This is a genomic window from Microvirga massiliensis, assembly GCF_001006805.1.
Taxonomy (GTDB): domain Bacteria; phylum Pseudomonadota; class Alphaproteobacteria; order Rhizobiales; family Beijerinckiaceae; genus Microvirga; species Microvirga massiliensis.
The window spans coordinates 633,766-646,294 of sequence record NZ_LN811351.1; the positions used below are offsets into that span (position 1 = coordinate 633,766).

Consider the following 12,529-nt stretch of genomic DNA (forward strand, 5'->3'; position numbering starts at 1 on the left):
AGGCGCTCGAACATGAGCCTCGGCAGCGGGCTCGGGCAACTCGCCGACCGGGTGTTCCGGATCGGGCATCTCGGGGATTTTCACGAGCTGATGGTCACGGGCACGCTGACCGGCATCGAGATGGGGCTCTCCGTCTGCGGCATCCCGCACCGGCCCGGCGGCGTCGACGCCGCCATGGCCTACCTCTCCGGAAACACAAGACCCCTCCAAGACGCGGCTGAGTAAGAGAAGTCTCAACTCGCGAGGTTCGCCCGACGAGGTGGATCTCGCGAGTTGCTGGAAATGGAAGTCAGAAGACTTCCCGCTGCCACTGTCGACGTGGCAAGCCGTAGGCGTGATGCACTGCCCATCCCACCGCACTGCCGTGATTGCGAGCCGCAGGCGAAGCAATCTACCCGTCGCCCGATGCGCTCCTGGATTGCTTCACTGTGTTTGCAATGACGAAGAGGGTATGAGGACGCGAAGAGCACCGCCGGAAACGGAGTGACGCTGGACGCACTTCCGTCATCGCGATCCGAAGGCGAAGCAATCCAGAACTATGCGGCATCAGTGAAGTTATGTCTGCACATATGGCGCCGTCATTTCCTCACTCAGCTGTATTCACAGCCGAGTGAGAGTTGTAAATGACGGCGGCGTCGCCGTCTCAGTACGTGCAGACGATCCGCTCTCCGGTGTGTGCGAGATACGTCCCGGTCAAAGGATCGAACGACCGGTATTTGCGCGCGCAATAGGCAGCGAGGCTCGGGCTCATGGTGGCCGGAGGCGGGGGAGCCGGCGGCTGGTTCGCCATGGCTCCGGCGATCATCGCACCGGCCGCGAGGCCAACCACGCCTGCTGCGAGGGCACCGCCATAATCATGATGGTGATGACGATAGTAAGGGCCGTAGTAGCGACCGCGATAGCCGGCTTCGGCCTCGGTGACAGCCGCTCCGAGAAACGTGGTTGCGGCAAGACACGCGACAATGATCTTCTTCATGGTCAGCCCCCGTGGAGTTCAGTTTGTCCCGAATGGCCAATTACCGGGACTTTGTTGCGCGTTTGTTGCGCGGCGTGTTTCGCATATTGGATGGCGCCGGGCAACGGCCCCCTCCATCGGCCAGCTGTCTCGCACTTCGTAATGCAGCACGATCAACCTTACTCCGCAGCGATGACCGGTGCGGCCTGAGTTGCACGCTCACGCACGAGACGAGTGACGCCGGCGAAATCAATCTTTCCCGACCCGAGCACGGGGACCTTATCGACCACGATGAGTTCCGCCGGAATCATCAGGTCGGATGCTCCCTTGCCTTTCGCGAAAGTCTGGAAAGCGGCGCGCGTCGCTTGCGCCTTCTCGGTCACGAGCACCAGCCGCTCGCCCTTGCGCTGATCCGGCAGGGACGCGACGGCCGAAAGCGCATCCGGCCAGAGTTCGGCGGCGAGGGCCTCCACGGCAGCAAGCGAAATCATTTCGCCGCCGATCTTCGCGAAGCGCTTTGCGCGACCCTTGATCGAGATGAAGCCCTCGGGATCGATCGAGACAATGTCCCCGGTATCGTGCCAGCCTTCCGCGGGCGGCTCCAGGACGCCGGGATTCTCGGCGCGCAGATAACCGAGCATCACGTTCGGTCCGCGCACGAAGAGGCGCCCTCCGTTCTCGACTCCCGGCACGGGTTCGAGCTTCGCCTCCATGCCGGGCATCAGGCGGCCGACCGTGCCGAAGCGGTTGAACATCGGCGTATTGATGGCAAGGACCGGCGCCGTCTCGGTGACGCCATACCCTTCGAGAATGCGAATGCCGAACTTCTCCATGTAGGTCCGGCGTGTCGATTCCTTCACGGGCTCGGCGCCGGCGAGGATGTAGCGTAGCGACCGGAAGTCGTAGGCGTGTGCTGCTCGGGCATATCCGGCTAGGAATGTATCGGTCCCGAACAGGATCGTCGCATTCACGCCGTATACGAGTTCCGGAACGATCCGGTAGTGCAGGGGAGACGGATAGAGATAGACTGGTACGCCGGACACGAGCGGCAGGACGAGCCCGACGGTGAGCCCGAAGGAATGGAAGACCGGCAGGACGTTGAAGACCTTGTCGGTGCGGCCGAAATCGATGCGCGCTGCCGCTTGCGCCGCATTCGCGAGCATATTGGCGTGCGAGAGAACGACACCCTTCGGCACGCCCTCGCTGCCGGACGTGAAGAGAATCGCGGCCGGGTCGTTCGCCCCACGCTTTACGATCGGCTTGCCGGACGAGAGGAGCGCCCGGACCTTGTCGAGTGTGCCGACGTCGGCACGCACATCCTCGAGATAGACGAACCGCACGTCTGCGCTCAGGGCGCTCACCAGGTTATCGAGTTTCGCTTTCTCGACGAAGCCGCGCGACGTAACGATCGTCGTGATCTCTGCGGCGCGGCAGGCCGCGAGGATATTGGTCGCGCCGGCCGTGAAGTTGATCATCGCGGGGACCCGCCCGGCGGACATGAGGCCGAGCAACGTGACGGCCGCGCCGTTGGCATTCGGCAGCATCACACCCAGCGCTCTCCCCTCATCCGCGAGCGGCATCAGCTTGCGCCCGAGCACGTTCGCTCCGATCAGGAGTTTCCGGTAGGTGAGGGCGCCGGTGACAGGATCCTCGACCGCGATGCGGCGCTTGCCGTGCTCCGCCGCGGCCGTGGCGACGGCCTCGAAGACGGTGCGGTCCGTGGATGTCGTGCGGAAGACGAGGTCCGACATGATCTGGTAGAGCGCCGCGCCTGCCGCCTGGCGGCGCCTCTTGCCCTTCAACTCGGGATCGACGGAGAGCTTCACGGGCTCGAGGATCGTGACCGTGACTTTTGGCCACCAAGCACGCCGAACCTGGCTGCGCGTGAGCCGCGAGAAGAATGTCTTTTCGAGCCCCTCGATGCGCACGGGCACGACCATCGCCTCGGATTTGTCGGCGATCAGCCCGGCGCCGTCGTACACCTTCATCAGGCTGCCCGTGACGGTCAGGCGTCCCTCCGGGAAGATGATCAGGGATTCTCCGTTCCTCACGGCGTTGATGAGCGTGCGCGTCGCCATCGGTCGCGTCGGATCGAGCGGCATGGCACGGGTGATCTTCAGGAAGGGCCTGACCCACCACCGTTGGGCGATGCCGTGGTCGATCGCGAAGACGGGCTCCTGCTCGAGGAGCGACATCGCGAGCGCGCCATCGAGAAAGCTCACGTGGTTGAGCGCGATGATCGCATTCGGGCCGGCCTTCGCGAGGTTTTCGAGGCCCTTCACCTCCAGGCGATAGAAGGCGCGGAAGAGGATCGAGAGCAGATCGCGGAAGGGGCTCGTCGGAAGTGTGCGCAGGATGACTAGGCCGGCCACGATGTTGAGGCATGCCAAGCCCCCGATCAGAAGGGCGAGGGAAACGCCCGCGGTCTGCAGAGCAGCGACCGTAATGCCACCGCCGACCATGAAGGCCGCGGAGAGGACATTCACGCCGGCGACGACCCGCGCGCGCCGTTCCGCTCCCGACCAGGCCTGGATTGCCGCGAAGGCCGGCACGATGAAGAGGCCGCCGGCAACGGCGAGCATGCCGAGGTCGATCGCGACGCGCAGGCCTTTCGCCGTTGCGAGGAATTCCTGAGCGCCGATCGGGCTCGCTGCGGGCATTGCACTCGAGATCGCGAAAGCGAGGTCGAGACCGAAACCGCCCATGAGCAGTGCTGCGATGGGCGTCGGCAGGAGCACGATGCGCCCGCTCGCAAACCAGGAGGCGAGCCCGGAGCCGACAGCAATCCCGACGGAAAACACGGCGAGGAGGGCTGTCACGACCTCTTCGGTGCCGCCGAGCGAATTCTTTACGAGAGGCGGCAGCAGCGACAGCATGACCGCGCCGACGAGCCAGAACCAGGAGACGATCACGCCGCCGCGCCATAGCCTCGCATCACCCCACAGATCCTGCAGCAGCGTGCGGGTAGAGCGGAGGACATTCGGATCGACGCGGAGCTCTGGCGCGGCCTCGCCGGTCTTCGGGATCATGAGGGCTGCGCCCCAGCACAGCATCGCGAGCCCGATGACGAGGGCGCCGAACGAGGCGGGGTCACCGCCCTCGCGTGCCGCGTAGCCGCCGACGATCGTTCCGAGAAGAATAGCCAGAAAGGTTGCCGCTTCGACGAGTGCATTGCCCGCCGGCAGTTCCTCCCGCGCGAGGTGATCGGGGAGAATTCCGTATTTGATGGGCCCGAAGAGCGCGGAAATGGTGCCGAAGGCGAAGAGGGCCGCGAACAGGATCGGCAGCGAGTGAAGCGCAAAGCCCAGTACCGCAAGGCTGGCGGCGGCGATCTCGGCGAGCTTCAGCCGCCGGGCGACGAGAGCCTTATCGAAGCGATCGGCGAGTTCGCCTCCGAGGCCGGACAGCAGAAAGAACGGCGCGATGAACACCGCCCCAGCTAGGGTCACCAGCGCCTCCGCATCGGATCCGCCGATCTTGAAGAGGATCAGGAAGACGAGGGCGTTCTTCAGGAAATTGTCATTGAAGGCCGAGAAGAACTGGCACCAGAAGAGGGGCGCAAAGCGCCGGGACGACATGAGCTTCGGGAACATCGGATGAGTCTCGGTGTGGGCAGGCTTCGGCGGGCCAGTGCCAGAATAGGTGGTGACCCTGAAAGATCAGCTGAAGCCTGCGCCGGGTTGCTATTGCGGTAAAGGTTCCGTTTCGGCGCTCGAGCATGGTCAGTCCCGGCTCTGCTCGATCCCCATGAGCAGGCGCTCCGTCTTTGCGTCTTCGATGCGGTTCATCAGCCTGCGGCCCTCGTGCACGTCGCGAACGGTCTTCGTCACGGTAATGCAGGACTGCACCAGCATGACGATACCCATGGCGAAGTAGCCTTTGATCCAGGTATCGAGAGGCATGAAGAGGATGCCGGCAACGACCATCGCAAGGGATGTCAAGAACGAGGCATAGGTGAATGTGACCCACGACTGCGAATGGGGTGTGGCTTGCGGGTTCATGAGAATTGTCCTTCCGGTTCAAGGAGGGGTTTCGGGTGAGGTTCTCAGGCGGATGTTTGATCGGCGCTTTTCTGCCTGAGGCGATTGAGGACATCAGCCGCGGTCGGCCGTGTGCGAGGTCCGAAGCCCGCGGCCTCCAGGCGCTCCGAGATGCCGTCGGCCCCGGTTTCTGGATCGAGGGATTCGAGCGCCGCCTCGGCTGCTGCCTCTTCGGCCTGCTTTTCACGCAGGCGTTTCAGCGTCTTTTCGGCTTCCGCCAGGGCGCCTTGATCGGCCACACCATGCCTTGGAAGATCTGCCCTGAGGCGGCGCACGGCCTCGGCTGCTCTCGCGATCCGGCGGCCGCGCTCCAGGTCCTGCAGGCGCGCCGTTGCTCGGGAGACGGCACATTTCAGGCTCGCGATCTCGGTCCCGAAGGCTGCTCTTGCGCTTCGAATGGCATCCCGCTCGGCCTCGAGCCCGGCAATGGCTTCGGCGGCCTCGGTGGCGAGGTCCTCACGGTCGCCTTTCAGGGCCGCAACGGCCCGGGTCTCGAGATCATTGATTCGGGTCAGCGTATCGTCGAGGCGCTTCGCCTCTGCCTGATCCTGAGCGATCGCGAGGCCGAGGGCCTTTCGACTACGCTCGACAGCAGCCGTTGCATCCCGCATCTGTTGGTCGAGGAGCAGGAGTGCGTGCCGATCGATAGCTTCCTCCTCGGCGGCCGCAACAGTGCCGCGAGCGAGGGTTACGAGAAACTTGAACATGGCGTTCTCCCTGGCGCGTGAACATCGTTCACGAGAGAGTTATGACAGAGCTATGAACGATGTTCAAGAGAAAAATGTGTGCTGGCCAGGAGGGTCGTCGCATGAGTACGGATGAACGCCGCCGGAGGCTCCGGGAAGCGCTGGTCGATGCGGCGGAGCGCGTCATTGCCGAGTCGGGGCTCGGGAGCCTCAAGGCGCGCGACCTGGCCCGGGAGGTCGGCTGTGCGCTTGGTGCGATCTACACCGTATTTCCGGACCTCGACACGCTGATCCTCTCCGTCAATTCGCGTACTCTGGCGTTGCTTGACAAACACCTGATGGAATCAGGGGGAATCGGACCCAAGGCCGGGTCCGTCGAAGAGCCTGGTGCAGCCACACAACGCCTCGTCGCGCTCGCGAACGGATATCTCGGGTTCGCCGCACAAAACCGGCACCGGTGGCAGGCCCTGTTCGCACACCGCATGGCGGACGGCCGCCCCGTTCCCGACTGGCATCGGGCCGAGCAGATGCGACTGTTTTCCTATGTCGAGGAGCCACTCCGCGCCCTGCAGACCAATCTCCCGGACGAGGATCGCTCTCTCCTGGCCCGCTCCCTGTTCTCGGCGGTGCATGGGATCGTCAGCCTGGGCCTCGAGGAAAAGCTCACCAGCGTTCCGCTTCCGAAGCTCCAGCGGCAGCTCGAGCTTCTGGTCTCGGCCACTGCACACGGGTTGAAAGACGGCTGAGAACACCGTGCGGCCAACGAGGCGGTCCGCACAAACAAAAGGGGAGAGCTGATGCTCTCCCCTTCGTGATCGCAACCTCTGTTGCTCACGGGCAGGGATGACGGTTGCCGTCGTAGCCCAGATAGGTCCCGCTTGCCGGGTCATAGGAGCGGAAGCGCTGCGAGCAATAGGCATGAGCGCTCTGGTTCGGCACCACATAGGTCGGTGCAGCCTGTGCCTGCTGTGAGGCTATAGCTCCGCCGATCAACGCGCCGGCAGCAAGTCCCGCGATGCCGGCTGCTGCCGCGGAGCCGTGGTCACGGTGGTAGTAACGGCCATGATAGGGGCGCCCGTAGTAGCGGCCGCGGTAGGCCGGCCGACCGTAATAGCCGTGCCGATAGCGGTATTGCGCATAGGTTGTGAGTGGATTGGAGTCTTGCATCTTGGCAATCGCCTCGGCGATTCGGGTATTCTCAGCCTGTGCCGGAGCCGAAGCAAATAGAGCGGCCCCGAAAGCTGCCATGGTTGCAGTGGCAATCATGGTCTTTTGCATCATTCTTCTCCTTCCGTCAGCACGGAAGGCGAACGTTTTGCTACCGCTACTGTTCCAAGACACGTCGGGACGGCGTGCCGAACTCCGGGCGCTGTGACCGAAATAGCACTTGAAACCTGAGCAGCGGTTCCGAGCCGCGGAGAAGAATGCACGGCGGCAGCAGCAGAGTTCTAGCGCAACCAGGCTCGGCTGCTCCCGCCGTGGGCGCGGAGCGTGTCGGAGGAAAATCCGATGAGGCGATCGGAAGCGTCAGCCGCCCCAGCCGCCCCCACCGCCTCCACCGCTTGGGCCGCCACCGCCTCCTCTTGACCCGCCGGACGGGCCGCCGCCGCCTCCACCGCCGCCGGACGATGCTGAGCCGCCTCCGCCGCCACCACCACCGCCCCGGGAGCCTCCGCCACCCGAACTGCGCCCGCCACCGAAGTCACCCATGGGGGAATACATCGGCGAAGGCGCATACACGGCAGGCGGCTGATACATGCTGGCAGGGGCCGGGGCGGCATAAGGCTGTGCGCTGAATGCCCCTGGCCCTTGGGCAGGCACGCAGCCGCCGACGAGCGACGCGGTACAGATGCAAAGTGATCCTGCGAAAACGAACTTCAAGTGGTTCACGACCATCGTTAGCTCCTCTTAAAAGAGATCGACCCTCGGATTTCGTTTCTGCCAAGCCGCGCGCGCGATCTGGACCAGTTCGGAGTCCAGATCGGCATCACGCGGAACACGTTCACTTGACAGCTCGCGAGAGAGGTCACGCGCGGCCTGCCGCTTTGCCGCAAGCGGCAGGCCGGCAAGCCTCTCCTTCCAGGACGTGTTCGTTCCTGTCCGGTCCAGTGCGATCGCAAGCGACATGAATTGCGCAGCAGTCGAGAGATCGCGTGCGGACTTGCCCTGCGCGGCGAGCTCGCCGCGCCAGAAGGCGCCCCAGGCGTCTCCGCGCTCAGCGGATTTCTCGAACCAGCGTGCGGCCTCCGCTTCATTCTTTCGAACCGAGATCCCGTCGCGATACATCCGCCCGAGATTGCTGGGAGCCGCCGGGTGACCGCCTTGCGTTGCCGCCGAGAAGAGTTCGCGCGCCCGCTTGAAATCCTTTCGAACGCCTTTGCCTTCGAGATAGGCAAGGCCGAGATTATTCATCGAATAGATGTCGTTGCGCGCCAAGCCGGCCTTGTAGAACTCGATGGCCCGGGCCTGGTCTTGTCCGATGTTGCGGCCGTAGAGGAAAATCGCCCCGAGCTCATTCATGGCATAGGTGTGACCCATCTCGGCCGCTCGCAGCATCAGCTCGAGTCCCTCGGTGACATTGGGCTCCATCCCGCGACCATAGAAGACGGCGCGGCCGTAGTTGTAGATTCCGTACGGATCTCCGAGATTGGCGTTCTGCTTGTAATAGTCGTTTGCCTTCGAGCGATCGATCGGCCGACCTGCACCAACGGCGTACATGTAGCCGAGCTGGTGAAGGGCGCGCCTGTGGTGCCGTGCGGCACTTTCCTCGAAACTGTTCCAGGCCGCATCGATGTCACGGGCCGCGAGTTGCGCCCGTCCGAGCTGAAAGAGGAACCGTGCAACGTTCGGGTATGTCCTCGAGGCTTCGGTGCACGCCGCCATGGCTCTGGACGCATCGATCTCGTTCGGGAGAACGCCGGGGGCAACACCATCGAGATCCAGTGGCTCGGCTGCAGTGACATCGCACTCGTGAAGCTTTGGCTCGATCCGCATGGTGACCTTATGGCCGGAATCGCCCAGGCTCGCTTCGACCGCGAAGGTCTGGCCCTGGGAGCCGACCTGGGGCTCGTAGGTCATCGTGCCGATCTCAGCTGCGCTGATGCGAGCGCCGGGGAGAACCGTGCGCTCTCCCATTCTGAGGATCCCTTTCGATGGGACGGACGAGATCATCAGATTGGGCGCGGATTGCTGATCCGCCGGCTTGAAGGGCTGAAGCTCGAGCGACACGGGACCCACGCCGATCACAGGATGGATCGTGCGCTGGAGCGAGGTCGCGAACTCGTCCATCTCGCTTCGAAGGTCGAGGGTCGGCGGGCCCGCTACCAGCGTCTGTCCGGACCGCGTTCTTTCGGAGGCACTCTGGACTGTGAGAGCGACGACACCTCGTGCGCTCTGACCGTAAGAGTCACGAACGGTATAACCCACAAGTCCGACGGAGCCTTCGGGGACGCCCGCCGCGTCGAACACGGCTGAATTCAAGGCGGTCGCAGGATAGCGCCGGGCCGATTCCACGGGTCGGCCATCCAGTAGGAGCCGACCCATATCTGGTAGCAGATCGAACGTAACCTGCAGGGCAGCGTCGTCGAAGACCTGCGGCTCCGGAAGACCGAAGCGAGTGGAACCGTTCTCCGGGACGGTGACATGATGCATCGATGCCACGAGCGGTGGCAGCTTTCGATCCATCAGGAAGAATGGTTCTGTCAGGGACGAGTTCTCCCAAGGGATCTGCCGCCCGCCCGTTGCCTCGATGACGTCGCGCCGCACATCCGTGAGCAGCACTCTGATTTCGCGGTTGGGAGTGAGGGCCCGACTGACGAATGCATCCGTGAAGGGGCTGAGTGCTCCTTTCCCGTCGAATGCCACACTGCCGGGCTCGGTCGAAAAGGAGATCAGGGTGCCCAAGCCAGGGCGGATCTGCGCAAGTCCCTTTGCATTGTCGACGCGCTGAAGACGGTCGGCAATCCAGAAGCGCTGGGACCTGAACGGGTTGTCTCGGCACGCATCGAGAAACACGAACTGCATCCTGCTCTTGATGCGCATCTGAGACAGAATCGTGTCGATATTGATTGTCTGAATCTCGATGTCGTACGGCGATGCGAGCTTCGCGTCCGTCGGAACGATGTAATTCGATCCCGCGAGCTGAATGGCATGGCCGGAATAGTAGAACAGGCTGATATCGGCGCCGCCCAGGGAGCGGAAGAACCGCTCGATCATGGCTTCGATTCCGAGGCGATCCTGATCGGCCGCTGAGATGACCTCGAACCCGGCGCGACGGAGCACTTTCGTGACCTCCGCGATATCGTTGGTTGGATTCCTGAGTTCCGGAAGCGCTGAATACTCGGAATTGCCCAAGACGAGGGCGACGCGGCGCTCCGCCGCTAAGCCCGCGGCTGTCGAGAGGAGAATTGCAAGACTGATGAGCAGAGTAGTGACCGCGGCTTTTTCATACCGTCGGAGGGCGGCCCCACTCTTTGCAAAGAGAGGGAAGCGATGACGCCGCGCGCTGACCGATCCGATCCACACAGCGAGCATACCTGCTATGTTTCGAATGTATTCAGAAGAACAAGCAAACCTAAATTCTGTCAAGTGCGGCTGCGCACGTGCAACTCGTAAGAGCGTCTACGATTTCGAGGAAATGCCATGGGTGGCTGCATATCCGCTCTGGAGGCAGTAGGTGCATTCACTCCAGATGAGAGTAAATAGCGTCGTAACCGCCTGATTGGGACGGCAACATGTACCCGCCTGAAGGTCCTCTTAAGGAGGGCGGTGAGCTCGCAGGCGTTCCTGACGGAGTTGAGCGATTAATTAGCTCAGCATCGATCCGTTCTTAACGCTTCAAATAGGTGCACTCGAATGCAGGTTGTCCAGCCTGATACGCGTCGCCGTTCTCAAAGCCGAACACGTCGACATCCCGCATTCTAAACACGTCATTCCGTTTCAAGGTGAAGATCCATCCTGACCAATTGCAGCCACGTCGGCTCTCTGTCGTAACGGTCAGTTCGGAGCTTTCGTTGACCAGAGTTCGGAAGAGCAGCCTCTCGCAGCCACGGCCAAAGTCGACGCTCGAACGGCTGATTCTCAGAGACATGCCCTCACATGCTTTGCTGATTGGTTTGAATTGGCCTACCCAGGTTGTGTCCACGCTATCAGCATTGGCATGCGATATAGAGATCGTCGCCACGAGGAATCTAGCAATGAGCTTCATCGATCCCTACTCCTGCTATCGTGGTCTGATACTCTCATAGGATGTTAGCTGGCAGCTCATCAAAATTTCCTCGCCGATCTACTACATTTTGAGCAAGCAGCAGCAATTCACGATGTGCCTTATTTTTCGCTGGAGACATGCCGGTCACATGGCACTGATCGGCTGCTTCAGCCCACCGCCCAGCTTTGACTGCAGCATTCATCTTCGGGAAGTCGATCGGAATCCGGCCATAGGCGAAGCTCAGGCTGAAAACCTGGGCTGCTGCAGGAAAGTTCTCGAAATCGCTATATGACGCGCCACACGCGGGATGGGTGAGCAATGCCGGTAGCTTTTGATCGCGCAGGATCAAAGCCATCTGCTCATAGACGCGTTCCGGGATCATCCGCAGTCTGCATACTTTGGCATATTCACCTAAGTTGTTGCCGGTTCGGGACAGAGCTGCAGCCGCATCCCAATCGGCGAGCATTTGCGCATCTGTCGGTGCCTGTTTGGTGCTCGGATCTTGGAACATGACTTTGAGCCAGGCCTGGGTAGCCGCAGATCTTGGATCGATGAGAAATCCAACCCCGCAGGTAACATCCTGCTTCGAACTCGTCGCAACTCGATTGTTATACATGTGAAAGACTGCACCTTCGTGCTTCCGCGTGAAAGCGAGCAGGTATCTCCACGCCACTTCCCGCATTTTGGGTGGACGCGAAACATCGCTTGCGGTCACATGAGGAGTGGTGTTCGGAGGAACTGGCGCTGGCGGCGGTATCGGAGATGGAGCGATACTGGCGCCGTTGCTCAGAGACTGGAAGGTTGCGCCTCCCGGGTCAACACGACCGTCCGGCCGCGTCATCCCTAGGCTGCTCAGATTGCGCCGTTGGTACTCCGTGATCGCGAATTTGGTGAGATCACCGCAAACGCCATCGACGTCGAGAGGCTTCAAGGGGAAGGGTAGCTTGGCATTAATCAGCGCCTGCACGACCAGTACGTCCTCACGACGGTTCTGCCCGCCTACTCCCACAGACCCCGAGATCTGAACCACGACGTTCCTCCTGTGTACAAGATGCCTCTCGTGGAGGCCCTTCGACGCGCAAAGATATGGCTTGCCTGCCGAACAATAGATGCGTGGATACAGTGCCTAACGAAGGAATTGTGACACAGAACAGCCGTGTTTCGGCACTCAAGGTACCGGTGGCAATCTCCGTGCTTCGAACGCGAACGTGAGCCCCGCCTGAACGGACCCGATCTGGACGAGGTGCGATTGCGAGACGCCTTTTAGGTCCCATTGGGGGGCGCCGAGGCCCGGCGGGTAGAGCGGGTGCGAGACATATCCGGCTGCATCGGTGGCGAGGCCTCCGGGACATTGCGAATAGCCCTTCAATTCGAACTGGGATGCATCCGGGAGGGGCTGGACGACGAAGACATCGGCGCCGCCCACGAGCTTGCTGCCCGGAGCAAACCCCACGACCTGCTCCATCTCGGCGGGGGTGCGCCCCACGATGTATTTCAATGTCGTGCAGTATCCGACCGGGCGACTCGGGTCCGGCTTCATCCCGATCGGCAGAACCTTGACGAGGGTATCGAGGCCGCCTCGCTTCCAGACCGAAATGGCCATGGAAGCGAGTACAGCCTGATTGAGCATCATGGATCCCCT

Annotated in this window: 11 protein-coding genes and 1 pseudogene; 2 read left to right on the forward strand and 10 right to left on the reverse strand. The window is 62.2% G+C overall.

The features are described 5' to 3' along the window. Window positions 1-225, forward strand: a pseudogene (locus BN1233_RS08060) (serine--glyoxylate aminotransferase); the annotation flags it as partial. Window positions 226-643: 418 nt separating this feature from the next. On the opposite strand, the gene BN1233_RS08065 reads toward BN1233_RS08060, so the two are convergent. From BN1233_RS08065 to BN1233_RS08080, 4 genes are all read right to left on the reverse strand, one after another. Next, window positions 644-976: a BA14K family protein gene (locus BN1233_RS08065; RefSeq protein WP_052763732.1), complete on the reverse strand. Its 333-nt coding sequence runs from the start codon at window positions 974-976 to the stop codon at window positions 644-646. Window positions 977-1,134: 158 nt separating this feature from the next. After that, the gene (locus BN1233_RS08070) at window positions 1,135-4,548 is read right to left on the reverse strand and encodes an acyl-[ACP]--phospholipid O-acyltransferase (RefSeq protein WP_046862950.1); all 3,414 of its coding nucleotides are present in this window, start codon (window positions 4,546-4,548) and stop codon (window positions 1,135-1,137) included. Window positions 4,549-4,677: 129 nt separating this feature from the next. After that, a complete protein-coding gene (locus BN1233_RS08075; protein WP_046862951.1) occupies window positions 4,678-4,956 on the reverse strand; it encodes a YiaA/YiaB family inner membrane protein in 279 nt (92 codons plus the stop codon). Window positions 4,957-5,000: 44 nt separating this feature from the next. Next, entirely contained in the window at window positions 5,001-5,702 is a 702-nt protein-coding gene (locus tag BN1233_RS08080; RefSeq protein WP_046862952.1) for a PspA/IM30 family protein, read from the reverse strand. 101 nt (window positions 5,703-5,803) lie between these two features. Here BN1233_RS08080 and BN1233_RS08085 point away from each other — a divergent pair, with 101 nt between their 5' ends. Continuing rightward, a complete protein-coding gene (locus BN1233_RS08085; RefSeq protein WP_046862953.1) occupies window positions 5,804-6,427 on the forward strand; it encodes a TetR/AcrR family transcriptional regulator in 624 nt (207 codons plus the stop codon). 85 nt (window positions 6,428-6,512) lie between these two features. Here BN1233_RS08085 and BN1233_RS08090 read toward each other — a convergent pair whose 3' ends face one another. The 6 genes from BN1233_RS08090 to BN1233_RS08115 all read right to left on the reverse strand — a co-directional run bounded on the left by BN1233_RS08090 (window position 6,513) and on the right by BN1233_RS08115 (window position 12,520). Continuing rightward, window positions 6,513-6,962: a BA14K family protein gene (locus BN1233_RS08090; protein ID WP_046862954.1), complete on the reverse strand. Its 450-nt coding sequence runs from the start codon at window positions 6,960-6,962 to the stop codon at window positions 6,513-6,515. Window positions 6,963-7,129: 167 nt separating this feature from the next. Continuing rightward, window positions 7,130-7,378 (reverse strand): hypothetical protein, encoded by a 249-nt coding sequence (locus BN1233_RS48255; protein WP_187144260.1) that lies wholly within the window; start codon window positions 7,376-7,378, stop codon window positions 7,130-7,132. A 211-nt stretch (window positions 7,379-7,589) separates the two neighbouring features. Then, entirely contained in the window at window positions 7,590-10,214 is a 2,625-nt protein-coding gene (locus BN1233_RS08100) for a caspase family protein (RefSeq protein WP_048709568.1), read from the reverse strand. 295 nt (window positions 10,215-10,509) lie between these two features. Then, window positions 10,510-10,887 carry a hypothetical protein gene (locus tag BN1233_RS08105; protein ID WP_046862956.1) on the reverse strand — a complete coding sequence of 126 codons (378 nt, stop codon included), beginning with the start codon at window positions 10,885-10,887 and terminating at the stop codon, window positions 10,510-10,512. A 34-nt stretch (window positions 10,888-10,921) separates the two neighbouring features. Then, window positions 10,922-11,917 (reverse strand): peptidoglycan-binding domain-containing protein, encoded by a 996-nt coding sequence (locus tag BN1233_RS08110; protein ID WP_046862957.1) that lies wholly within the window; start codon window positions 11,915-11,917, stop codon window positions 10,922-10,924. Window positions 11,918-12,055: 138 nt separating this feature from the next. Next, on the reverse strand, window positions 12,056-12,520 hold the full coding sequence (locus BN1233_RS08115) for a hypothetical protein (RefSeq protein WP_046862958.1): 465 nt from the start codon (window positions 12,518-12,520) through the stop codon (window positions 12,056-12,058). Window positions 12,521-12,529: the final 9 nt, after the last annotated feature.